Origin of the sequence: Pluralibacter gergoviae ATCC 33028 = NBRC 105706 (genome assembly GCF_001598855.1) — a bacterium.
GTDB classification, from domain to species: Bacteria; Pseudomonadota; Gammaproteobacteria; order Enterobacterales; family Enterobacteriaceae; genus Pluralibacter; species Pluralibacter gergoviae.
The window spans coordinates 97,816-121,279 of record NZ_BCZS01000004.1 but is presented as its reverse complement, the minus strand read 5'-3'; the positions used below and the strand labels follow the sequence as shown (position 1 = coordinate 121,279).

21 protein-coding genes and 3 pseudogenes are annotated in these 23,464 nt (G+C 60.5%); 19 read left to right on the top strand and 5 right to left on the bottom strand.

The genetic code is table 11. The annotated features are described in order from the left end of the window. The first annotated feature begins 15 nt into the window (after positions 1 to 15). From araH to otsA, 3 genes are all read left to right on the top strand, one after another. Positions 16 to 996, top strand: a complete 981-nt coding sequence (gene araH / locus ENGE1_RS06295; RefSeq protein ID WP_043083276.1) for an L-arabinose ABC transporter permease AraH — start codon at positions 16 to 18, stop codon at positions 994 to 996. A gap of 162 nt (positions 997 to 1,158) precedes the next feature. Then, entirely contained in the window at positions 1,159 to 1,959 is an 801-nt protein-coding gene (otsB, locus tag ENGE1_RS06290) for a trehalose-phosphatase (protein ID WP_048252883.1), read from the top strand. After that, the gene (otsA, locus tag ENGE1_RS06285; protein WP_048252884.1) at positions 1,934 to 3,358 is read left to right on the top strand and encodes an alpha,alpha-trehalose-phosphate synthase; all 1,425 of its coding nucleotides are present in this window, start codon (positions 1,934 to 1,936) and stop codon (positions 3,356 to 3,358) included. Before otsB ends, otsA begins: the two co-directional genes overlap by 26 nt. Before the next feature lie 28 nt (positions 3,359 to 3,386). Here the strand turns inward: otsA and uspC are convergent, their stop codons facing one another. After that, positions 3,387 to 3,818, bottom strand: a complete 432-nt coding sequence (uspC, locus tag ENGE1_RS06280; RefSeq protein WP_043083279.1) for a universal stress protein UspC — start codon at positions 3,816 to 3,818, stop codon at positions 3,387 to 3,389. 768 nt (positions 3,819 to 4,586) lie between these two features. Between uspC and flhD the strand changes: the two genes are divergently transcribed. The 6 genes from flhD (at position 4,587) to cheW (ending at position 9,921) form a co-directional block, all read left to right on the top strand. After that, positions 4,587 to 4,943 carry a flagellar transcriptional regulator FlhD gene (gene flhD / locus ENGE1_RS06275; protein ID WP_043083280.1) on the top strand — a complete coding sequence of 119 codons (357 nt, stop codon included), beginning with the start codon at positions 4,587 to 4,589 and terminating at the stop codon, positions 4,941 to 4,943. Then, positions 4,940 to 5,524, top strand: a complete 585-nt coding sequence (flhC, locus tag ENGE1_RS06270; protein WP_225823570.1) for a flagellar transcriptional regulator FlhC — start codon at positions 4,940 to 4,942, stop codon at positions 5,522 to 5,524. Before flhD ends, flhC begins: the two co-directional genes overlap by 4 nt. A gap of 116 nt (positions 5,525 to 5,640) precedes the next feature. After that, positions 5,641 to 6,531, top strand: coding sequence for a flagellar motor stator protein MotA (gene motA, locus ENGE1_RS06265; protein ID WP_043083282.1), 891 nt, complete (start codon positions 5,641 to 5,643; stop codon positions 6,529 to 6,531). After that, the gene (gene motB / locus ENGE1_RS06260) at positions 6,528 to 7,439 is read left to right on the top strand and encodes a flagellar motor protein MotB (protein ID WP_048252885.1); all 912 of its coding nucleotides are present in this window, start codon (positions 6,528 to 6,530) and stop codon (positions 7,437 to 7,439) included. The genes motA and motB overlap by 4 nt, the downstream gene beginning before the upstream one ends. Positions 7,440 to 7,449: 10 nt before the next feature. Next, a complete protein-coding gene (gene cheA, locus ENGE1_RS06255) occupies positions 7,450 to 9,396 on the top strand; it encodes a chemotaxis protein CheA (protein ID WP_048252886.1) in 1,947 nt (648 codons plus the stop codon). A 21-nt stretch (positions 9,397 to 9,417) separates the two neighbouring features. Next, positions 9,418 to 9,921 (top strand): chemotaxis protein CheW, encoded by a 504-nt coding sequence (gene cheW / locus ENGE1_RS06250; RefSeq protein WP_043083285.1) that lies wholly within the window; start codon positions 9,418 to 9,420, stop codon positions 9,919 to 9,921. A 74-nt stretch (positions 9,922 to 9,995) separates the two neighbouring features. On the opposite strand, the pseudogene ENGE1_RS06245 reads toward cheW, so the two are convergent. Beyond that, positions 9,996 to 10,332 (bottom strand): annotated as a pseudogene (locus ENGE1_RS06245) (type II toxin-antitoxin system RelE/ParE family toxin). A gap of 183 nt (positions 10,333 to 10,515) precedes the next feature. On the opposite strand from ENGE1_RS06245, the pseudogene ENGE1_RS06240 reads away from it, so the two are divergent. From ENGE1_RS06240 to cheZ, 5 genes and pseudogenes are all read left to right on the top strand, one after another. After that, positions 10,516 to 12,028: pseudogene (locus ENGE1_RS06240) on the top strand (methyl-accepting chemotaxis protein); the annotation flags it as partial. 108 nt (positions 12,029 to 12,136) lie between these two features. Beyond that, positions 12,137 to 13,003, top strand: coding sequence for a protein-glutamate O-methyltransferase CheR (gene cheR, locus ENGE1_RS06235; RefSeq protein WP_043083287.1), 867 nt, complete (start codon positions 12,137 to 12,139; stop codon positions 13,001 to 13,003). After that, a complete protein-coding gene (locus ENGE1_RS06230) occupies positions 13,000 to 14,049 on the top strand; it encodes a protein-glutamate methylesterase/protein-glutamine glutaminase (protein WP_043083288.1) in 1,050 nt (349 codons plus the stop codon). Before cheR ends, ENGE1_RS06230 begins: the two co-directional genes overlap by 4 nt. A gap of 14 nt (positions 14,050 to 14,063) precedes the next feature. Then, positions 14,064 to 14,453, top strand: a complete 390-nt coding sequence (cheY, locus tag ENGE1_RS06225) for a chemotaxis response regulator CheY (RefSeq protein ID WP_043083289.1) — start codon at positions 14,064 to 14,066, stop codon at positions 14,451 to 14,453. 10 nt (positions 14,454 to 14,463) lie between these two features. Further along, positions 14,464 to 15,108 (top strand): protein phosphatase CheZ, encoded by a 645-nt coding sequence (gene cheZ / locus ENGE1_RS06220; RefSeq protein WP_043083290.1) that lies wholly within the window; start codon positions 14,464 to 14,466, stop codon positions 15,106 to 15,108. Positions 15,109 to 15,171: 63 nt separating this feature from the next. Here cheZ and ENGE1_RS06215 read toward each other — a convergent pair whose 3' ends face one another. From ENGE1_RS06215 to ENGE1_RS06205, 3 genes are all read right to left on the bottom strand, one after another. Continuing rightward, the gene (locus ENGE1_RS06215; protein ID WP_048252888.1) at positions 15,172 to 15,963 is read right to left on the bottom strand and encodes a hypothetical protein; all 792 of its coding nucleotides are present in this window, start codon (positions 15,961 to 15,963) and stop codon (positions 15,172 to 15,174) included. After that, positions 15,920 to 17,332, bottom strand: coding sequence for a deoxyguanosinetriphosphate triphosphohydrolase family protein (locus tag ENGE1_RS06210; protein ID WP_043083291.1), 1,413 nt, complete (start codon positions 17,330 to 17,332; stop codon positions 15,920 to 15,922). The genes ENGE1_RS06215 and ENGE1_RS06210 overlap by 44 nt, the downstream gene beginning before the upstream one ends. Before the next feature lie 156 nt (positions 17,333 to 17,488). Further along, a complete protein-coding gene (locus ENGE1_RS06205; RefSeq protein WP_048252889.1) occupies positions 17,489 to 18,382 on the bottom strand; it encodes a LysR family transcriptional regulator in 894 nt (297 codons plus the stop codon). 140 nt (positions 18,383 to 18,522) lie between these two features. Between ENGE1_RS06205 and ENGE1_RS06200 the strand changes: the two genes are divergently transcribed. The 5 genes and pseudogenes from ENGE1_RS06200 to ENGE1_RS06180 all read left to right on the top strand — a co-directional run bounded on the left by ENGE1_RS06200 (position 18,523) and on the right by ENGE1_RS06180 (position 23,454). Then, positions 18,523 to 19,224 carry a CoA transferase subunit A gene (locus tag ENGE1_RS06200; protein WP_048277940.1) on the top strand — a complete coding sequence of 234 codons (702 nt, stop codon included), beginning with the start codon at positions 18,523 to 18,525 and terminating at the stop codon, positions 19,222 to 19,224. Between the two features lie 11 nt (positions 19,225 to 19,235). Next, positions 19,236 to 19,910 (top strand): CoA transferase subunit B, encoded by a 675-nt coding sequence (locus tag ENGE1_RS06195; protein ID WP_045289204.1) that lies wholly within the window; start codon positions 19,236 to 19,238, stop codon positions 19,908 to 19,910. After that, entirely contained in the window at positions 19,903 to 21,096 is a 1,194-nt protein-coding gene (locus ENGE1_RS06190) for an acetyl-CoA C-acetyltransferase (RefSeq protein WP_045289203.1), read from the top strand. Before ENGE1_RS06195 ends, ENGE1_RS06190 begins: the two co-directional genes overlap by 8 nt. Continuing rightward, positions 21,093 to 22,002: pseudogene (locus ENGE1_RS06185) on the top strand (3-hydroxyacyl-CoA dehydrogenase family protein). The gene ENGE1_RS06190 and the pseudogene ENGE1_RS06185 overlap by 4 nt, the downstream one beginning before the upstream one ends. A 57-nt stretch (positions 22,003 to 22,059) precedes the next feature. Beyond that, positions 22,060 to 23,454 (top strand): GntP family permease, encoded by a 1,395-nt coding sequence (locus ENGE1_RS06180; protein ID WP_197737244.1) that lies wholly within the window; start codon positions 22,060 to 22,062, stop codon positions 23,452 to 23,454. The last annotated feature ends 10 nt before the right edge of the window (positions 23,455 to 23,464 follow it).

Sequence of the window (23,464 nt, the reverse complement as noted above, 5' to 3'; positions counted from 1 at the left end):
ACAAAGGAGAATATGATGTCATCTGTCACCACGACCGGCCCGCGCCGGAACGGCTTTAGCCTGGGGCGCATCTGGGATCAGTACGGCATGCTGGTGGTCTTTGCCGCGCTGTTTATCGCCTGCGCCATCTTCGTGCCGAACTTTGCCTCCTTCGTCAACATGAAGGGGCTGGGGCTGGCTATCTCAATGTCCGGCATGGTCGCCTGCGGCATGCTTTTCTGCCTCGCCTCCGGCGATTTCGACCTCTCCGTCGCGTCGGTCATCGCCTGCGCCGGGGTGACCACGGCGGTAGTGATTAACCTCAGCGAGAGCCTGTGGCTGGGCATTGCCGCCGGGCTGCTGCTCGGCGCGCTCTGCGGGCTGGTAAACGGCTTTGTGATCGCCCGTCTGAAAATCAACGCCCTGATAACCACCCTGGCCACCATGCAGATCGTCCGCGGCCTTGCCTATATCATCTCCGACGGCAAGGCCGTCGGCATTGAAGACGAGCGCTTCTTTACCCTCGGCTACGCCAGCTGGCTGGGACTGCCGGCGCCTATCTGGCTGACGGTAGGCTGTCTGATTGTTTTTGGCCTGCTGCTCAATAAAACCACCTTTGGCCGCAATACGCTGGCCATTGGCGGCAACGAAGAGGCCGCTCGCCTCGCGGGCGTACCGGTGGTGCGCACCAAAATCATTATCTTCGTGCTCTCCGGGCTGGTCTCGGCGGCGGCGGGCATCATTCTCGCCTCAAGGATGACCAGCGGACAGCCGATGACCTCCATCGGCTATGAGCTGATTGTTATCTCGGCCTGCGTGCTCGGCGGCGTGTCGCTCAAGGGCGGGATCGGCAAGATTTCCTACGTGGTGGCGGGGATTTTGATCCTGGGGACCGTGGAGAATGCTATGAATCTTCTGAATATTTCGCCCTTTTCGCAGTACGTGGTGCGCGGGGCTATCCTGCTTGCCGCCGTCATTTTTGACCGCTACAAGCAGAAATCAGGGCGCGCGGCCTGATCGATCGCTAACTTTTAAGTCTATGTCCGGAGAGGCGCCAGCGGTAAATTCCGCTGGCGTTTTCGTTCAGAAATGGCGAGCCCCGTCACACTGTCTATACTTACACTGCTAACCGTTGGTTAACATACGATAAAAAACAGCATAAGAAAGGAGGAGTTTAGGGTGTCAGACACGCTATACGCACCACCTGTACTGACCGGAAATTACGCATTTTTCTTCGACCTGGATGGAACGCTGGCTGAGATTAAACCGCGCCCGGATCAGGTCTCTATTCCCGCCCACGTTCGCCATGCGCTTGCTCAACTTGCGGAGCAGCAGGGCGGGGCGCTGGCATTGATCTCAGGGCGCTCAATGGCCGAGCTGGATATGCTCGCGGCCCCGTACCGTTTCCCGCTGGCGGGGGTACACGGGGCTGAACGCCGCGACATCAACGGTCAATCGCACACGCTGTCGCTGCCCGACGGGCTTGCCGCTGAACTTAAGCCGTGGCTGGCAGAGGGGCTGGCACGGCTGCCCGGTAGCCAGCTTGAGAGTAAAGGCATGGCGTTTGCGCTGCACTATCGCCAGGCTCCTGAACATCAGCAGGCCGTCGTTGCCCTGGCGCAGGCGGCGGTTAACCGGTTTCCCGGCCTGGCGCTGCAGCCGGGAAAATGCGTTGTCGAGATCAAGCCGGCGGGCATCAGTAAAGGGGAGGCGATAAAGGCCTTCATGCAGGAATCGCCTTTCCGGGGCCGTACCCCGGTATTTGCGGGCGATGATTTGACCGATGAAGCCGGCTTTGAGGCGGTGAACGCCCTTGGCGGCGTCACGATTAAGGTTGGGCAGGGCAAGACGCGCGCGCAGTGGCGTTTAGCCGGTGTGGAAGAGACGCACCGCTGGCTGCTGGAAATCGAAAAACAATTACAAAATAATGCGCTAACAGACAGGAGAAATGGCAATGAGTCGCTTAGTAGTCGTATCTAATCGTATCGCGCCGCCGGACGAAAAGAAGGCCAGCGCCGGCGGGCTGGCGGTGGGTATTTTAGGCGCACTGAAGGCCGCTGGGGGATTGTGGTATGGCTGGAGCGGTGAGGTAGGCGACGAGGACAAACCGCTTAAAAAAGTCACCCGGGGCAATATCACCTGGGCGTCGTTTAATCTTAACGAGCAGGATCACGATCTCTATTACAATCAGTTTTCTAACGCCGTGCTGTGGCCCGCGTTTCACTACCGGCTCGACCTGGTGAACTTCCAGCGCGAAGCGTGGGAGGGCTACCTTAAGGTCAATGCGACCCTTGCCGACAAGCTGCTGCCGCTCCTTGAGGCGGACGATAATCTGTGGGTGCACGACTACCATCTGCTGCCCTTTGCCAGCGAAATGCGCCAGCGCGGGGTGAATAACCGCATCGGCTTCTTCCTGCATATCCCCTTCCCGACGCCGGAGGTGTTTAACGCCCTGCCGACGCATGCCGAACTGCTGGAGCAGCTGTGCCAGTATGATCTGCTGGGATTCCAGACGGAAAATGACCGCGTCGCTTTCCTCGACTGCGTCGCCAGCCAGACCCGCCTCAGCAGCAAGGGCAGCAACGATCATACCGCCTGGGGCCACCGTTTCCGCACCGAGGTCTATCCGATAGGCATTGACGCCGATGAGATCGCCCGCCTGGCGCAGGGGCCGCTGCCGCCCAAGCTGGCGCAGCTCAAGGCGGAGCTCAAGAGCGTGAAGAATATCTTTTCGGTTGAGCGGCTGGACTACTCGAAAGGACTGCCGGAGCGCTTTCAGGCCTATGAGGCGCTGCTGGAGAAGTACCCGAACCATCACGGCAAAATTCGCTACACCCAGATAGCGCCCACCTCGCGCGGCGAGGTACAGGCCTACCAGGAGATCCGCCATCAGCTGGAGAACGCCGCTGGCCGCATCAACGGCCAGTATGGGCAGCTCGGCTGGACGCCGCTGTACTATCTGAACCAGCACTTCGACCGCAAGCTCATCATGAAGGTTTTCCGCTACGCCGAGGTCGGACTGGTGACGCCGCTGCGCGACGGGATGAATCTGGTGGCGAAGGAGTACGTCGCCGCGCAGGATCCCGCCGACCCCGGCGTGCTGGTGCTGTCGCAGTTTGCCGGCGCGGCTAATGAGCTGACCTCGGCGCTGATCGTTAACCCCTACGATCGCGACGATGTGGCGAAGGCCCTTGACCGGGCGCTGACGATGCCGCTGACCGAGCGGATTTCGCGCCACGCCGAGATGCTGGCGGTGATTAAGCATAACGATATTAACCACTGGCAGGAGCGCTTTATTCAGGACCTAAAGCAGGTGGAGGCGCGCACGGAAGAGAGCCGCCTGAAAAATAACGTCGCCACCTTTCCTAAGCTTGCGTAATACCGCTCAGCCCGGCGTTTGCCGGGCTTTATTCATTTCCCTGGAGCGAGACCAGCAGCACATCCACGCCGCAGCAGCCCACCACGGTTTTCGCCGCGGTGGTGGCGCGGGCGAAAAAGCTCTTATTGTGGTTACCGCACAGCACCAAATCCACCTGGTGTTTGCCGCACCATGACTTGATGCTTTCGCTCATTTCGCCGCTGGCGATGACGGTCGTGGCGATGGGATAGTCCGCGCGCGCCACCAGTCCGTTCAGAAACTGCTGCGTCTCTTCGTGCATCAGCTCGCGCAGATTCTCCAGCATCGGGGCGGCAAACTGGTTATACATTTCGGGATCGGCGGCAAAGGTAATCAGGCTGATTTGCGCATTGGCGGGGCGGGCAATAGAAACGGCTTTATTGACCAGCCTTTGGCTTTCCGGGGTAGGCGCAACGGCGACTAAAATATGCGAGTACGTCATTCTGGCTCCTTGAATACGACGAATAGACCGCTTCTTCTCTCTTACTCCTTTTCCCCACTCTGCGCAAGGAATTGCCGGTGTAGGTTGCGGAGATCCTCTTTGAAATATTAATTATTCTTAACTAAAGAATAGCGCCTTCGCGCAGCCACACGCTCTCCCCGCGACGATCGGCAGATAAAAATTTTGCTAAATCACCTGCAACGTCGATGCTTTTATGAGCAACATAATTAATACTTATGCATGCAAAAGATCATCAATGTATCATTTTCATAACATAATATTTTTCAATATGTTACTTGCCGTTATTATGAGCGCTGTTTTAACCCTTTTACTGCGCCGGCGCGGGGGCGGATTGTGCCGATCTCACATCGCAAAAGCCACCCGGGCGGCCTTATTCCGCGGCGTGGAATGAAAAAGACCGGTTTTGAGAGCTAAATAACCTATTCACAATCCTTGCTGATGAATTTGCTGCGGTGAAAGAGCTAAATTTTGTGACGAATATCACATAATTTTTAAATTTCATGTAAGGTCACGTTGTATGTCTCTGAAGTGACGGGTAGAGTTGCCACCAATTAGGAAAAGTCTTAATAGATTGTAAGAAATGTTAAGCATTCGGCGGGTTTCCTGTCAGCCCGGCGTTCTGTATGGATACGACCCTACTATGAGTTATGCCTTTGGCTATTTCTTCATGCGGGATTTTCTCGCCGACATCACGGGGTGCGGTTTCGCCGCATGTAACATTGATTGGGTTTATTCTGGATGGGAAAAATGCACACATCCGAGTTGCTGAAGCATATCTACGATATCAATTTATCTTATTTACTACTTGCACAGCGTTTAATTAGTCAGGATAAAGCCACCGCAATGTTTCGTCTCGGGGTGAGCGAAGAGATGGCGACGACGCTGGGCGCGCTGACTCTGCCCGAGATGGTCAAACTTGCGGAGACGAACCAGCTTATCTGTCAGTTTCGCTTCGACAGCCATCAAACCATCGCCCAGCTCACCCAGGAGTCGCGGGTTGACGATCTCCAGCAGATCCACACCGGTATTCTGCTTTCCAGCCGCCTGCTGAAAGAGGCAGGCCAGGCGGACGGCGCTGCCCATAAAACCAGCAAAAGGGCCTGAGCATGAGCGAAAAGAGCATTATCCAGGAGGCCCGGGATATTCAGCTTGCGATGGAGCTGATTACGCTTGGCGCGCGCCTGCAGATGCTGGAGAGCGAAACCCAGCTCAGCCGCGGCCGTCTGATCAAGCTCTATAAAGAGCTGCGCGGCAGCCCGCCGCCGAAGGGCATGTTGCCGTTTTCCACCGACTGGTTTATGACCTGGGAACAGAATATTCACTCCTCGATGTTCTGCAACGCCTGGCAGTACCTGCTGAAAACCGGACTGTGCAGCGGCGTTGACGCGGTGGTGAAGGCCTATCGTCTCTACCTTGAGCAGTGTCAGCCGGGGCCTGACGGGCCTGTTCTGGCGCTCACCCGCGCCTGGACGCTGGTGCGTTTTGTCGAGAGTCATATGCTGGAGCTGAACGTTTGCGACTGCTGCGGCGGCAACTTCATCACCTACGCCCATCAGCCGGCGGGCAGCTTTGTCTGCAGCCTGTGCCAGCCGCCGTCGCGGGCGGTAAAAAGACGTAAACTTTCTCCGACGCGTGCCGATAACCCTCCACAACTGCTGGATGAACAGATAGAGCGCGCTGTTTAACCTCCTCTCAGGTGCGGCAAACACCCGGCAGCGGACTTCGGTCCGCTGTTTTTTTGCCCGCTAAACCGCGCGCCGCTGCTTCATCCCTGGCTTTTTAACAGCGGAAGGATGATGTCGTGCTTATCATATTGGGTTACCTGGTTGTGCTTGGAACTGTCTTCGGCGGCTACGCGATGACCGGCGGGCACCTTGGCGCGCTCTATCAGCCTGCTGAACTGATCATTATCGGCGGCGCGGGGATCGGCGCCTTCATCGTGGGCAACAACGGCAAGGCGATCAAGGGCACGCTGCGGGCGATGCCGCTGCTGTTTCGCCGCTCGACCTACACCAAAACCCTGTACATGGATCTGCTGGCGCTGCTCTACCGCCTGATGGCCAAGTCGCGCCAGCAGGGAATGTTCTCGCTGGAGCGCGATATTGAGAACCCCGGCGAGAGCGAGATTTTTACCGACTATCCGCGCATCCTCGCAGATAAAGTGATGCTGGAGTTTATCGTCGACTACCTGCGGCTCATCATCAGCGGCAACATGAACCCGTTTGAGATAGAAGCCCTGATGGACGAAGAGATCGAAACTCACGAAAGCGAAGCCGAAGTGCCGGCCAACAGCCTGGCGATGGTGGGGGACTCGCTGCCCGCGTTCGGCATCGTGGCGGCAGTGATGGGCGTGGTGCACGCCCTGGCCTCGGCGGACCGTCCCGCCGCCGAACTCGGTTCGCTGATCGCCCACGCGATGGTCGGTACTTTCCTCGGTATTCTGCTGGCCTACGGCTTTATTTCACCGCTGGCGACCGTACTGCGCCAGAAGAGCGCGGAAACCACCAAGATGATGCAGTGCGTAAAAATCACTCTGCTGTCAAACCTTAACGGCTACGCGCCGCCGATTGCCGTGGAGTTTGGCCGCAAGACGCTCTACTCCAGCGAGCGCCCCTCCTTCATTGAGCTGGAAGAGCACGTCCGCGCGGTGCGTAATCCTGCCGCGCAGCCGGAAAGCACCGAGGAAGTATGAAGAGTCAGCCTCATCGTATCGTGGTGGTCAGGCGCCGTAAGCCGAAGGCGCACGGCGGCGGCGGGCACGGCTCCTGGAAGATAGCCTACGCCGACTTTATGACCGCCATGATGGCCTTTTTCCTCGTGATGTGGCTCATCGCCATCTCCAGCCCGAAGGAGCTTATCCAGCTGGCGGAGTATTTCCGCACGCCGCTGGCTACGGCGATCACCGGCGGCACGCGCATCTCGGAAAGCGAAAGCCCGATCCCCGGCGGCGGCGATGACTACACCCGCCGCGAGGGGGAGATCAAAAAAGAGCCCAGCATCGGCGAGCTGAAAAAGCGCATGGAGCAGAGCAGGCTGAAGAAGATACGCGGCGAGCTTGACCAGCTCATTGAAAGCGACCCGAAGCTTAAGGCGCTGCAGCCGCATCTGAAGATCGATCTGGTGCAGGAGGGGCTGCGCATTCAGATCATTGATAGCCAGAACCGGCCGATGTTTAAAACCGGCAGCGCGGAGGTCGAGCCCTATATGCGCGACATCCTGCGCGGTATTGCCCCGGTGCTCAATGAGATAACCAACAAGATTAGCCTGTCGGGCCATACCGATGACTACCCCTACGCCGGCGGCGACAGAGGCTACAGCAACTGGGAGCTCTCTGCCGATCGGGCGAATGCGTCCCGGCGCGAACTGGTTGCCGGCGGACTTGACGGCGATAAGGTTCTGCGGGTGGTGGGTATGGCCAACACCATGAAGCTGCAGGCCCACGGCGGCGACGATGCGGTTAACCGGCGCATCAGCCTGCTGGTGCTCAATAACCAGGCAGAGCAGGCTATCGTCAATGAGAACGCCGAAAGCCAGAACGAACCCTTAAGCGTACTACAGCAGCCGGCGGCGCTTCCCGCGCCGCGGGCAGATCCGAGGTGATAGCGTGAGCATGGATATCAGCGATTTTTATCAGACGTTTTTTGATGAGGCCGATGAACTGCTGGCCGATATGGAACAGCATCTGCTGGATCTGGTGCCCTCCGCGCCGGACACCGAGCAGCTTAACGCCATTTTTCGCGCCGCCCATTCGATTAAGGGCGGGGCGGGCACTTTTGGCTTCAGCGTGCTGCAGGAGACGACCCATCTGATGGAGAACCTGCTCGACGAGGCGCGGCGCGGCGAAATGACGCTCAGCGTCGATATTATTAACCTGTTTTTGGAAACGAAAGACATTATGCAGGAACAGCTTGAGGCATATAAACACACCCGCGAGCCCGATGCCGCCAGCTTTGAGTATATCTGCAGCGCGCTGCGCCAGCTGGCGCTTGAGGCGAAGGGCGAGCCCGTTGAACCGCCGCCGTCTCCAGCGGTGCTGAAAGTCGTGGCGCCGCAGCCGGCGGCGGGCCAGAAAATGCGCATTCATCTGCACGGGCTGAAGGCGGGCGAAGCCGAGCTGCTGCAGGAGGAGCTCGGCAACCTTGCCCGGGTCACGGAGGTAGAGAAGACCGCCGATAGCCTGAGCGCGGTTCTTGAAGGCGACGTGGCGCAGGATGACATCGCGGCGGTGCTCTGCTTTGTGATTGACGCGGACCAAATCAGCTTTGCGCCGCTGGCGGACGACGCGCCCGCCGCGAAGGTCGAGGTTGCACAGACAAACGAGGCGCCGCCTCAGGCCGCCGCGGGGCGCGACAGGACGCCGCGCGCCAGCGAATCCACCAGCATTCGGGTGGCCGTTGAGAAGGTCGATCAGCTGATAAACCTGGTCGGGGAGCTGGTGATCACCCAGTCGATGCTGGCCCAGCGCTCCGGCGAACTCGATCCGGTGCAGCACGGCGACCTGATAGGCAGCCTCGGCCAGCTGCAGCGCAACGCCCGGGACCTGCAGGAGTCGGTAATGTCCATCCGCATGATGCCGATGGAGTACGTGTTCAGCCGCTTCCCGCGGCTGGTGCGCGACCTGGCGGGCAAACTCGGCAAGCAGGTGGAACTGGTCCAGCAGGGCAGTTCCACTGAGCTGGATAAGAGCCTGATCGAGCGCATTATCGATCCGCTGACCCATCTGGTGCGCAACAGTCTCGATCACGGCATTGAGCTGCCGGAAGCGCGCCTCGCCGCCGGCAAGTCGGCGACAGGCCAGCTGACCCTCTCCGCCGAACACCAGGGCGGCAATATCTGCATTGAGGTGACGGACGACGGCGCGGGACTGAACCGCCAGCGCATTCTGGATAAAGCCGCTTCGCAGGGCATGGCGGTCAGCGAGAGCATGACCGACGATGAAGTGGCGATGCTTATCTTTGCGCCGGGCTTCTCCACCGCTGAACAGGTGACCGATGTCTCCGGGCGCGGCGTGGGCATGGACGTGGTTAAGCGCAACATTCAGGAGATGGGCGGCCACGTTGAGATCCGCTCGAAGCCGGGCGCAGGCACCACTATCCGCATTCTGCTGCCGCTGACCCTGGCTATCCTCGACGGCATGTCGGTGAAGGTCAGCGATGAGGTATTCATCCTGCCGCTCAATGCGGTGATGGAGTCGCTGCAGCCCCGCGCCGGCGATCTGCATCCGCTGGCCGGCGGCGAGCGGATGCTGGAGGTGCGCGGTGAGTACCTGCCGCTGGTTGAACTGTGGAAGCTCTTTGACGTTGGGGGCGCTAAAACCGATGCCACTACCGGCATTGTGGTGATCCTGCAAAGCGCGGGCCGCCGCTACGCGCTGCTGGTGGACCAGCTTATCGGCCAGCACCAGGTAGTGGTGAAAAATCTGGAGAGCAACTATCGCAAGGTGCCGGGAATTTCGGCCGCCACTATCCTCGGCGACGGCAGCGTGGCGCTGATTGTCGATGTGTCGGCGCTGCAGGGCTTAAATCGTGAACAACGCGTGGCGGCAAGCGCCGCCTGATAATCAGATAAAGGGTTAAAGATGACCGGTATGACCAATGTAGCCACTCTCGCCGGAGAGCCTTCCGGCCAGGAGTTCCTGGTATTCACCCTCGGGAACGAAGAGTACGGTATTGATATTCTAAAGGTGCAGGAGATCCGCGGCTATGACCAGGTGACCCGCATAGCCAACACGCCGGCGTTTATCAAAGGGGTAACCAATTTGCGCGGCGTAATCGTGCCGATTGTCGATCTGCGGGTTAAATTCAGCCAGCAGGAGGTGGAGTATAACGACAATACCGTGGTGATTGTTCTCAACCTCAGCCAGCGCGTGGTGGGCATCGTGGTTGACGGCGTTTCCGACGTCCTCTCCCTGACCGCCGAGCAGATCCGCCCGGCGCCGGAGTTCGCGGTCACCCTGTCGACCGAGTACCTGACCGGCCTGGGGGCCCTCGACGAGCGGATGCTGATTCTGGTCAACATTGAAAAGCTGCTCAACAGCGAAGAGATGGCGCTGATTGACGGCGCGGCGAACAGCGCCGCCTGACAAAATGCCCCGCCTCCGGGCGGGGAGATGGACCACCAGCCGACGCCGGCGCGACTTAGTGCGCCGCCAGCGCGTTAAAAAAGTCCATGGTATACCTCAGCCTTAAGGGGCGCGGTGAATGTCCCGAGCGCGGCCTTGTCGGCAGCGGTCAGGGTCTCTTTACGGCTTTTGGGATAGGCCATCAGCAGCCGGATTATCTCTGCGGTGGCAATGAAGTCGATGACTCTCGCGCTGCCGCTTTTCCCCTGATTTCCCGTCGCCATCTGATTTGCCGGTCTGTTCAATCAGCCCGCCCCGGGCAGGGAAGGCGATAAGCGTCTCTTGCAGTACTCTTAACTCATCATCCGCGGTGAATTGTGTTCTCTGTCTGGAAAACGTCGGCGTTTCGATAAACGTTATCGCAAGACCCATGGTTTTAGCGCCCTGCTTGCGTGTACCACGTACACGGTTTTGTCGTGTTTTGTTGATACGACCAGCGTTTCCGGGATGCCAGCGCGGCGGCCGCCTTCTGCGGCGCGCTAAGCAAAGTCCGGCCCTAAAGTTCTGATCCGTACTGCCGATAACAGCGACATCACTTTCTCTACAGGGTGCTCCATGTTTAACCGGATACGCATTTCGACCACGCTCATTCTGCTTCTGGTGCTCTGCGGCGGTCTGCTGGCGGGCAGTAACGGCCTGTCGTTCTGGGCTTTTCGCGACGGGCAGCAGAATCTCGCGGGCCTGGAGCAGAGCAACCGCCAGCTCAGCAACCTGACCGAGGCCCGCACGCTGCTGCTGCAGGCCAGCGCCTCGCTAAACAAAGCCGGGACGCTGACCGCGCTCGGCTATCCGCCCGGAGATATCAAAGCGCTGATGGTCAACGCCCGCCGCAGTCTCGGCCAGGCGGACGGGGCATTCGGCAAATTTACGGCGATGGCGGCAGCGGGCGATGAGGCGAAGGGCCTGAAAAACCGCAGTCGCGCTACCTACGGGGAGTGGCGCGCCGCGCTGGATCATCAGGTGACCTGGCTTGAAAACAACCAGCTGTCAGACTTTATGACCTCGCCGGTGGAGCAGGCCCAGGCGCAGTTCGACGCGGTCTGGCAGCGCTGGCAAAAGGTGACCGGCGGCGCGGTTGACGCCGCGCGCCTCAGTAACCAGCAGAGCTACCGGCGCTCGGCGGCAATCTTTTTCGCCACGCTGGCCATCGCGGCAGTGATGACCGCCGGCGGCCTGCTCTGGAGCCGGCGGATGATTGTGCAGCCGCTGGCCATCGTCAATGACCACTTTGCCGCGATCGCGGCGGGCAATCTGGCCCGCCCCATCGCGGTGTACGGCAACAATGAAATATCGGCGATCTTTGCGGGTCTGAGGACGATGCAGTCGGCTCTTCGCGAGACGGTGAGCGAAGTGCGCGCCAGCAGCCAGGCCATGCATATCGGCATCGCGGAAATTTCCGCAGGCAATAACGACCTCTCCGCCCGCACCGAGCAGCAGGCGGCGTCGCTGGCCGAAACGGCCGCCAGCATGGAGCAGCTGACCGCCACCGTGAGCCTGAATGCCGATAATGCGCGCCAGGCCTCGGGGCTGGCGGGCAGCGCGGCGGCAACCGCCCGGCGCGGCGGCGAGCAGGCTTATGAAGTGGCGGCCACGATGCACGATATTGCCGCCAGCTCGCAAAAAATCAGCGACATCATCAGCGTTATCGACGGCATCGCTTTCCAGACTAACATTCTGGCGCTGAACGCCGCGGTAGAGGCCGCACGCGCCGGCGAACAGGGGCGCGGCTTTGCGGTGGTGGCCGGCGAGGTGCGTAACCTGGCCAGCCGCAGCGCAGAGGCGGCGAAAGAGATCAAAGTGCTTATCGAAGCCTCGGTCTCCCGGGTGCAGCAGGGGTCGGCTCTGGTGGACACCACCGCCAGCACCATGAGCGAAATCGTGCAGGCGGTAAGCCAGGTCAACGACATCATGGGGGAGATAGCCTCGGCTTCCGACGAGCAGCGGCGCGGCATCGGACAGGTGGCGCAGGCCGTCAGCGAGATGGATCGGGTGACTCAGCAGAACGCTTCTCTGGTCAGCGAAGCGGCCGCCGCGGCAGAGCAACTGGCGGGGCAGGCGGAAGCGCTGCGCGCCCGGGTTTCCCGCTTTGAACTTGACGACAGACCGCAGCAGGACGACGCGACGGCGGCGGAACTCGCCGTCGCGATTTCATAACAGTGACGTTCAAGAAGGCGCTATGACCTCAACGCTGCCCGACGGGCACAGCTCTCTCCTTGCGCAGATGACGCAGCGCCTGGCGCTCACCGACGACCAGTTCCGGCGCATCTGCCAGCTTATCTACCAGCGCGCGGGCATTGTGCTGGCGGATCACAAGCGGGACATGGTTTACAACCGGCTGGTGCGCCGCCTGCGCCAGCTCGGCATGGATGATTTTGGCCGCTATCTGGCCGGGCTGGAGGCGCAGCCGCACAGCGCGGAGTGGCAGGCGTTTATCAACGCGCTCACCACCAATCTGACGGCTTTTTTCCGCGAGGCGCACCACTTTCCGACCCTGGTCGACCACGCCCGCCGCAGCCGGGGGGAGTACCGGGTCTGGAGCGCGGCGGCCTCCACCGGCGAGGAGCCGTACTCTATCGCCATCGCGCTTGCCGATGCGCTCGGCACCGCGCCCGGCCGCTGGCGGGTTTTCGCCAGCGATATTGATACCGACGTGCTGGAGAAGGCCCGCAGCGGCATTTACCGGCAGAGCGAGCTTAAGACGCTCTCACAGCAGCAGCTGGCGAGCTACTTTATGCGCGGAACCGGTCCCCACAGCGGCCTAGTGCGGGTGCGCCAGACGCTGGCGAACTACGTGGACTTCAGCGTGCTGAATCTGCTGGACAGGGAGTACGCGCTGCCGGGACCGTTTGACGCGATTTTTTGCCGCAACGTGATGATTTACTTCGACAGGCCGACCCAGCAGGCCATTCTGCGGCGCTTCGTGCCGCTGCTGAAGCCCGGCGGCCTGCTGTTTGCCGGACACTCAGAAAATTTCAGCCACCTCGTGCCCGAATTCTCTTTACAGGGCCAGACGGTCTACGTGCTGAAGAAGGATAGAGGATGAAAAAAATCAGAGTGCTGTCCGTGGACGACTCGGCGCTGATGCGCCAGATAATGACTGAGATAGTCAACGACCACGACGATATGGAGATGGTGGCCACCGCGCAGGATCCGCTGGTCGCCCGCGATCTCATCAAAAAATTCGATCCCGACGTGCTGACCCTCGACGTGGAGATGCCGCGCATGGACGGGCTCGACTTTCTCGAGAAGCTGATGCGCCTGCGCCCGATGCCGGTGGTGATGGTTTCCTCGCTGACCGGAAAAGGATCGGAAGTCACCCTGCGGGCGCTTGAGCTTGGGGCGGTGGACTTTGTCACTAAGCCCCAGCTGGGCATTCGCGAGGGCATGCTGGCCTGGAGCGACGCCATTGCCGATAAGGTGCGGGCCGCTTCCCGGGCGCGCGTCGGCGCGCACCGGCCCGCCGCGGCGCCGGTTGCCCTGAAAAGCGGACCGCTGCTCAGTTCGGAGAAGCTTATCGCCATCGGCGCGTCGACCGGCGGCACCGAGGCCATCCGCCATGTGCTGGAGCCGCTGCCGCTGACCAGTCCGGCGATCCTGATCACCCAGCATATGCCGCCGGGCTTCACCCGATCCTTTGCCGAACGGCTCAACAAGCTGTGTCAGATAACGGTGAAGGAGGCCGAACACGGCGAGCGGGTGCTCCCCGGCCATGCCTACATCGCGCCCGGCGACAGGCACATGACGCTTGCCCGCAGCGGCGCGAACTACCAGATTCAGCTTCACGACGGGCCGCCGGTAAACCGCCACCGCCCGTCGGTGGACGAGCTTTTTAACTCAGTAGCGCTGCACGCCGGGCGCAACGCGGTCGGCGTGATCCTCACCGGCATGGGCAACGACGGCGCGCAGGGTATGTACGCCATGCACCAGGCCGGGGCCTGGACCCTGGCCCAGAGTGAGGCCAGCTGCGTGGTGTTTGGCATGCCGCGCGAAGCCATCAACGGCGGCGGCGTCAGCGAAGTCGTCGATCTCAGCAACATCAGCCAGCAGATGCTGGCCAAAATCAGCGCCGGACAGGCAATACGTATCTAAGAGGAGTGAAGTAAATGGCGGATAAAGCGCTTAAGTTTCTGGTTGTGGATGACTTTTCCACCATGCGTCGCATCGTGCGTAACCTGTTAAAGGAACTTGGGTTTAATAACGTAGAAGAGGCGGAAGACGGCGTTGATGCCCTCAGCAAGTTGCAGACGGGCGAGTTTGACTTCGTGATCTCCGACTGGAACATGCCGAACATGGATGGTCTGGAACTGCTGAAAACCGTCCGCGCCGACGCCGGCATGGCCGCGCTGCCGGTGCTGATGGTGACGGCGGAAGCGAAAAAAGAGAACATCATCGCCGCGGCCCAGGCCGGCGCCAGCGGTTACGTGGTGAAGCCGTTTACCGCAGCGACCCTGGAAGAGAAGCTGAATAAAATCTTCGAAAAACTCGGCATGTAAGGGGATGACGATGATACAGCCCGCAATAAAGCCCAATGATGAACACTCCGCCGCAGAGATTATCGCCCGTATCGGCAGCCTGACCCGCATGCTGCGCGACAGCCTGCGCGAGCTGGGCCTCGATCAGGCCATTGCCGAAGCGGCCGAGGCCATTCCGGATGCCCGCGACCGCCTCGACTACGTCGTGCAGATGACCGCCCAGGCGGCAGAGCGCGCGCTCAACAGCGTTGAGCTCTCCCAGCCGCACCAGGCGACGCTGGAGAAGGACGCGAAATCACTCTCCGGGCGCTGGGACGCCTGGTTTGAAAATCCGATTGAACTGGCGGACGCCCGGGAACTGGTGACCGACACCCGCCGCTATCTGGCCGACGTGCCGGCGCACACCGGCGCCACCAGCGCCCAGCTGCTGGAGATCATGATGGCCCAGGACTTCCAGGACCTCACCGGCCAGGTGATTAAGCGCATGATGGACGTTATCCAGGAGATAGAGCGCGAGCTGCTGATGGTGCTGCTGGAGAACATGCCGGAGGTCGCGCCGCGCCAGCCGAAGGAGGCCAGCAGCCTGCTCAACGGCCCGCAGGTGGACGCCAGCAAGGCGGGCGTGGTGGCAAGCCAGGACCAGGTGGACGATCTGCTGGACAGTCTGGGGTTTTGATCCCCATTAACTGCGTGATACCCGTCTGTCAGGTAGACCGGTATCACGCTGACTTCAGTGGGGCTATTGGCCGTGCGTTAGCGCGCAGGTGACTTGAATTTCGGTTTCGCCGGAAAAGTCATCCAGCGCCTGACGCAGACAGGATAAACGCGCTCGGTTAAGATAGTGCGTGTCAAAGCGCTGAGTTTCGTAGTCTATCAGCGAGCTATCCGAAATATCTCCAAGCGCGCTTGCGAGGAATGTTGATAAGCGAGAACCTATCTGCAACACCCTTTTCCCGTAAACCGTCCTCAGTATCTTCACGAGCGCACTGTGGATATTGGGCGTTTGTTCGAGGACTAAATCCAGGCGGCGGGCATGGAGGTCCTCCAGCCATGAGTCTTCAGCGATGATCTTATGGTTACGGATATCATACAGAACAGAATCCCAGCTCATCAGCGTTGTCTGCAGAAGGCCTTCTACACTTTTCTGCGCGATGAGGCCATGCCTGAATGCCCATGTTTCTTCGAGGCTCCAGACGTCTATCTCAATGCCTGCATCGCCGATCCGAAAGCCGCCAAACTTGTTTTCACTGATTAGCCTGAATCCATACTGTGCCAGCGCCTTCTCAAGCTCATTTCTGCTACCTGCGAACACCAGATCAATATCAGAGCGAAAGCGATGAGCGGTATAGAGACCAATATCCCGGATGAGTCCGCCAAAAATATACAAATGTGACTGCGCAGACAGCCCTTTAATAAGGGCTGTCGCCTGGGCTCTGCCGCCACGTTCGGACTCAATGAAATACTTTATCCGACGCTCAAGGAGTTGCCTATCTCTGACGACATTCGTATTCGTGAAGAGCTGCGAGTTCATTATGTAATGCTATCAGATAAGTGTCCGTCATGCCCGATATTGCATCGGCCAGCAACTGTGCCTCTTTGTAGTATCCGGGGAGGTCATCTTGTTGTTCGAAAATTCGCCGGTAGTTCTCCGAGATACGCCCGTATACGTAGCGTCCAAAAGGTGTATTCCAACTGTTGTTGTCGGTAGCCCGTCCCTTGATGCCCAGCCACAGCATGTCCATCAGGTTTTTAATGTAATTAGAGCCTTCTAATTCCAGCTTCAGAACATCGCGGTGCTGATATCCCCTTGAGCTGTCAAACTGCTTGAGGGCTTTACATAAGCCGTGCCCGCTGCTGAGTGAGAGAAGATCTGCAGAAACACTGTTGTCATGGAGGAGAGCGTCAATATTATCCCTGAAGGCGATGACTGCCGCATCAACCAGTTCCGCAATAGCATAGACGCGAAATTTTTGCATACTCATATCGTTGAGCTCGGCAGGAGATAGATCGTATTGGGTGTAACTGGCATTGTCTTTCTTGCTGCTGGCGATAACTTTTTTCGCTACCTCATCATTACTGCAAAGTGGATGGGACTGCAAAAAATCCATGAGATCGTGAAATGAAGCCAGACCCTTTTTCACTGTATCTTCGGCATCGAGCACCGAGTAGGCGATGTCATCGCAGGCTTCCATCAGGTAGGTGAACGGGTGACGTAACCCTTCTTTAAGGCCGGTCTTCTGCCAGACGTCGTGAACAACGCTCTGTTCTGAGAAGAAAAATCCGTGCTTTTTCCACGTAGAGGCGTCGGCGAATGAGGCGCGGGGATACTTAATCATCGCGGCAAGCGTTGCATACGTCAGATTCAATCCATATTCATCGTTGAGAATTTGCAGTTTAGTGACCAGGCGAAACGTCTGCGAATTACCGTCAAAATGGCGAAAATCGCTATAAATTTTATCGATGTAATTTTTGTCCGTTGCCGGTAGGTTTTGTGTGAACCATTCACCCATGGCTTTTTCACCCTGGTGTCCAAAAGGGGGATTACCGAGGTCGTGGGCCAGGCCAATGGCGGCGAGAAGTGCCGGAACATCCCGCTGGATGCATATATCCGGTGAGATGCCTTTAAAAACATCCTCTTCAAGCTCAAAGGCCAGCCTCATGCCAATGCCTCTGGCCAGATTGGCCACTTCATACGAGTGAGTCAGCCGCGTTCGCACGCTGTCATTTTTATCTAAGGGAAAAACCTGGGTCTTGTCAGCGAGGCGGCGCGTAGGTGCTGCAAAAAGAATGCGATCGAAATCACGCTCTATCTGGTGTCGCCCTTTAGCTGTATCGCTAATGGTCTCTTTGCCCTCTTTTGGCTTTCGCCTGCTGCTATTGAGTAATTGGTTCCAGTTCATACTTATCCTTGTCTGCTGGTCTTTTGATGTCCGGCTGACGTTACCAAATCGTGCAAATTACAACCACGAAATGTAATGACTTTATTCACCTCTTACGATGAGATTCGCAAATACTCTGCAACAAATCGAATGCCTGAGGCTTCTGCGCAAGAAACGTTACGTCACGCTAAACTGCTCGCGAAACGTCTTCAGCAGCGCGCTCGCGGCGGTTGAAAGCTGTCCGTGCGTTGTGCGCACCACCCCAATCTGCCGCTCAATTACCGGGTGGCTCAGGGGCAGGCACGCTGCGCCAAGCCCCGTCATCTGCTTTTCACACAGCGCCGGTACGGCGCTGACGCCCAGTCCGTTCGCCACCATGTGGCCGACCGTCACCAACTGATGGCTTTCAAAGGCCACCTTTAGCGGATAGCCGTGGGCCAGCAGGCGCTCTTCCAGCATCAGGCGCACGGCGGAGGGGCGCTGGAGGGTAATAAAATCGTGGGCCAGCAGCTCGCGCCAGGTCAGATGGCTCTTCTGCGCCAGCGGGCTTTCACGCGGGACCACCGCCACGAAGCGGTCAACGCCCAGCGGCGTAAACAGCAGGCTGGCGGAGGCCTGCGGCTCAAACGCTACGCCCATCTCTACCCGACCTTCGCTCACCATCTCAATCACCTGCTCGTTAATCACGTCATGAACGGTGACGTTAATCCCGCTGTAGCGGTCGCGAAACGCCTTCAGCACCGGGGGCAGGGCGTTAGCGGCAAACGACGGCATTGCCGCCACCGATACCTTCCCGGTCTGCAGAGTAAAGCGCTGGCGCATCGCCTCCTCGCTGTTGTCCCAGTCCGCCAGCAGCTGGCGGGCCATCGGAAAGAAAGCGTCGCCCTCGGCGGTGAGCGCCACCCGGCGGGTGGTGCGGGTAAACAGCTGCCCGCCCAGCGCCGCCTCCAGGTTGTTAATCGCCAGGCTCAGGGCCGGCTGCGACATATTCAGCTTTTCGCTGGCCTGGGCGAAATTGAGAGTGTGAGCTACCGCTAAAAACGCGCGTAACTGTTTGATGCTCATTCTCATTTTGGTTTCTCATAACTTTATGAAAACATTGATTTAACAATTTATTGATTTAAAAAGCTGATTAATTGCTCACAAATTTAAAATTAACAGATGAGTTTCCGGCGCTGATGATGCCGTTAACCACAAGAAGGAGAGCAGAAATGGCTGGACTGGATAAACGCGTCGGCAGCTATCGCGAAGCGATGGCCGGGCTGACGGACGGCATGACGGTGCTGGCGGGCGGCTTTGGCCTGTGCGGCGTTCCCGAAAACCTGATTGCCGAGATCCGCCGCACCGGCGCGCGGGACCTGACGGTAGTTTCCAACAACTGCGGTTCGGCGGACTTCGGCCTCGGCCTGCTGCTGGAGACCCGCCAGATTAGCAAGATGGTGGCCTCCTACGTCGGCGACAACATCCTGTTCGAACAGCAGATGCTCTCCGGCGAGCTGGCGGTGGAGCTGACCCCGCAGGGAACGCTGGCCGAGAAGCTGCGCGCCGGCGGCGCGGGTATTCCCGCCTTCTATACCGCCACCGGCTACGGCACGCCCATCGCCGAAGGTAAAGAGGTGCGCGACTTCAACGGCCGCCCCTGCATTCTGGAGCACGCCCTGCGCGGCGACTTTGCGGTAATCAAAGGCTGGAAGGCGGACTGGTACGGCAACGTTATCTATCGCCACACCGCGCAGAACTTTAACCCGCTGATGGCGATGGCCGCGCGCATCACCGTGGTTGAGGTCGAAGAGATAGTGCCGCCGGGCGAGTTGGATCCGGCGGCGGTCCACACGCCGGGGATCTACGTTAACCGGCTGATTCAGGGCAGTTTCGAAAAACGCATTGAGCAGCGCACGCTGCGCGCATCGTAAGGAGAGAGAGGATGCTGACTCGCGAACAAATGGCGCAGCGCGTGGCGCAGGAGCTGCGCGACGGCTACTACGTCAATCTCGGTATCGGGATCCCGACGCTGGTCGCCAACTACGTCCCGGACGGGATGGACGTGATGCTGCAGTCGGAAAACGGCCTGCTGGGCATGGGGCCGTTCCCCACGGAAGCGGAGCTGGATGCCGATATGATCAACGCCGGCAAGCAGACCGTGACCGCCCGCAAAGGGGCGGCGATTTTCGACTCGGCGCAGTCTTTCGCCATGATCCGCGGCGGCCACGTTGATCTGACGGTGCTCGGCGCCTTTGAAGTGGACGTCGAGGGCAATATCGCTTCGTGGATGATCCCCGGCAAGATGGTGAAGGGCATGGGCGGTGCGATGGATCTGGTGGCCGGTGCGGAAAACATCATCGTGGTGATGACCCACGCCGCGCGCGGCGGCGAGTCGAAGCTGCTGACCCGCTGCACGCTGCCGCTGACCGGCGCGGGCTGCATTCGCCGGGTGCTGACCGATCTGGCCTGGCTGGAAATTGAGGGCGGCGCTTTTGTCCTCAGGGAGCGGGCGCCGGGCGTCAGCGTCGAAGAGATCGTCAGTAAAACCGCCGGGAAGCTGATTGTCCCGGAATATGTCCCGGAAATGCAGTTCTCAGCAGGAGGAAGAGATGAATAAGGTCGCGATTGTCGCCGCTACCCGTACGGCTATCGGCAGCTTCCAGGGCGCGCTGTCGCCGCTACCCGCCACCGCGCTGGGGGCGGCAGTGATTAAGGCGCTGCTTGAGCGCACCGGCATCGATCCGGCGGCGGTCAGCAGCGTGCTGATGGGCCAGGTGCTGACCGCAGGCTGCGGGCAGAATCCGGCCCGCCAGAGCGCCATTCAGGCGGGGCTGCCGGTGACCACGCCCGCCGTGACCCTCAACCTGGTCTGCGGCTCCGGCCTGCAGGCGATTATCGAAGGCGCCCGCGCGGTGGCGCTCGGCGATGCCGATGTGGTGATCGCCGGCGGCCAGGAGAGCATGAGCAATGCCCCCTATCTGATGCCCGGCGCCCGCGCCGGACTGCGCGCGGGCCACAAGCAGCTGCAGGACAGCATGATCCAGGACGGCCTGTGGGACGCGTTCAACGATTACCACATGGGCATTACCGCCGAGAATCTTGCCAGCCGCTTTAACATTTCCCGCGAGCAGCAGGACGCCTTCGCGCTGGCCTCCCAGCAGAAGGCCGCCGCCGCGCTGGAGGCGGGGCGCTTTGGCGATGAAATCACACCCCTGAGCGTGCCCGCAGGCCGCGGCAAAACCCGCACCGTCGATACCGACGAACAGCCCCGGACCGATACCACCGCCGAAACGCTGGCGGCCCTGCGCCCGGCCTTTATTCCCGGCACCGGCACCGTGACCGCGGGCAACGCCTCGACGCTGAACGACGGCGCCGCGGCGGTGATGTTGATGAGCGAAGCCCGGGCGGCCGAACTCAATCTGCCGGTGCTCGCCACCATTGCCGGCTACGCGACGGCGGGCGTTGAGCCGGAGATTATGGGCTTTGGTCCGGTGCCGGCGACCCTGGCCTGCCTGAATAAAGCGGGCTGGACCATTAGCGACCTTGAGCTGGTCGAAGGCAACGAAGCCTTCGCCGTCCAGGCGCTGGTGGTGCTCCAGGCCCTTGAGCTTAACCCCGGGATCGTCAACGTCAACGGCGGCGCGATTGCCCTCGGCCACCCAATCGGCGCCTCCGGCTGCCGCATCCTGGTGTCGCTGCTGTACGAAATGCAGCGCCGGGGCGCGGCGAAAGGGCTGGCGACGCTGTGCGTCGGCGGCGGGCAGGGCGTGGCGCTGGCGGTTGAACGTCCGGGAGGTGAATGATGGCGCAGCGTTACGCGGTGATTGGCGCGGGCCTGATGGGCGTGGGTATCGCCCTGTGCTTTGCCCGCGCCGGAAAAGCGGTCCTGCTGGTCGACACCGACCCGCAGCGGCTGGCGGCGATCCCCGGCACCGCCCGGGAGATCCTCGACGAGCTGGCCGAGGCCGGCCAGTTCCCGGCAGAAAAGACGGACGCGGCGCTGGCTCTGCTGGCCGGCACGCAGCGCCTGGCGGACATCGCCGCCTGCGGGCTGGTGATTGAGGCGATCCCCGAGCGCCTGCCGCTCAAGCACGCGCTCTACGGCGAACTGGAGGCCATCCTGCCGCCTGACGCGGTAATTGCCAGCAACACCAGCGGCCTGACCCCGGACAGCTTGGCCGAACATATGCAGCACCCCGAGCGGCTGCTGATCGCCCACTCACTTTATTCCGCTGGTCGAGATCGTACCGGGCAGCGCCACCGACGAGCGGCACATGGCAAGCGTCCAGCAGCTGCTGACCGCGATGGGGCTGGAGGCCGTACGCCTCAACCGCGCCGCGCCGGGCTTTATCGGCAACCGCCTGCAGTTTGCCATTCTGCGCGAGGCGCTGCACATCGTTGACAGCGGCATCGCCAGCCCGGAGGTGGTCGACCAGGTGATGCGCGCCTCGCTCGGCCGCCGCTACGGGATGGTCGGCCCGCTGGAGGCCGCCGATATGACCGGTCTGGAGACGGTGGCCGACATCTGCCGCCACCTGCTGCCGACGCTGGCGACGGGCGGCGAGATGATGCGTCTGGTCGAAGAGAAGGTGGCGCAGGGCAATACCGGCCAGCGCAGCGGGGAGGGATTTTACCGCTGGGATGAAGCGCGCAGGGAGCGCATCCGCCGGCGCAGGGCCTGGCAGCTGCGCCACGCGCTGAAGCCCTGAACTGACCCTGTACCCATAACAAGACGCCGTAGCGATAACAATAAAAAACCGGAGTGAATGATGAGCGTAATTATCGCCCTGGCCGCCCTCGGCCTGCTGATGCTGGCCGCCTGGCGCGGCTACAGCGTGATCCTGTTTGCCCCGCTTGCCGCTCTCGGCGCGGTACTTCTGACGGAGCCAGGCGCCGTCGCGCCCGCCTTTACCGGCCTGTTTATGGAGAAGATGGTCGGCTTCGTGAAGCTCTACTTTCCGGTGTTTCTGCTGGGGGCTATCTTCGGCAAGCTGATCGAGCTGTCGGGCTTCTCCCGTTCGATCGTCGCCGCCGCTATCCGCCTGCTGGGCCGCCGCCACGCGGTGCCGGTTATCGTGCTGGTCTGCGCCCTGCTGACCTACGGCGGCGTCTCGCTGTTCGTGGTAGCGTTCGCGGTCTATCCCTTCGCCGCCGAGCTGTTTCGCCAGAGCGATATCCCCAAGCGGCTGATCCCGGCCACCATCGCCCTCGGGGCGTTCTCGTTTACCATGGACGCGCTGCCCGGCACGCCGCAGATCCAGAACATTATTCCCTCCAGCTTCTTCGGCACCAACGCCTGGTCGGCGCCGTGGCTGGGGCTGATCGGCTCGCTGTTTATTATTGCCGTTGGCCTGATCTACCTGGAGCGCCAGCGCCGCAGGGCGGCGGCGAAGGGCGAAGGCTACGGTACGGACCTGAAAAATGAGCCGGAAACGGCGGACGATATCAGTCTGCCGCATCCGCTGCTGGCGATCGCGCCGCTGATCCTCGTGGGGCTGTTCAACCTGCTGTTTACCCGCTGGATCCCCGAGTGGTACGGCGCCTCCCACCAGCTGGTGCTGCCGGGTCTGGCGGCGCCGATTGAAACTGACATTAAGAAGATCACCGCTATCTGGGCGGTGGAGGCGGCGCTGCTGCTGGGCATCGCGGTGGTGCTGATCGGCGGCTTTCGCGCAATACGCGGGCGGCTGGCGGAAGGGAGCCGCACCGCCGTCGGCGGCGCCATACTCGCGGCGATGAATACCGCCTCTGAATACGGCTTCGGGGCGGTGATTGCGTCGCTGCCGGGTTTTCTGGTGCTGTCGAAGGGGCTGGCGGCCATTCCCAATCCGCTGCTGAATGAAGCGATTAGCGTCACGGCGCTGGCCGGGATCACCGGCTCGGCCTCCGGCGGGATGAGTATCGCCCTGGCGGCCATGTCCGATTCCTTTATCGCCGCCGCCCACGCGGCAAACATTCCGCTGGACGTCCTGCACCGCGTGGCGGCGATGGCCAGCGGCGGCATGGATACGCTGCCGCACAACGGCGCGGTGATCACGCTGCTGGCGATAACCGGCCTCAGCCACCGCCAGTCCTACGGCGGTATTTTTGTCGTCACGCTGATTAAAAGTCTGGCGGTGCTGTTCATCATCGCCGTCTACTATATGACCGGAATTGTTTAAGGAGAAGAGA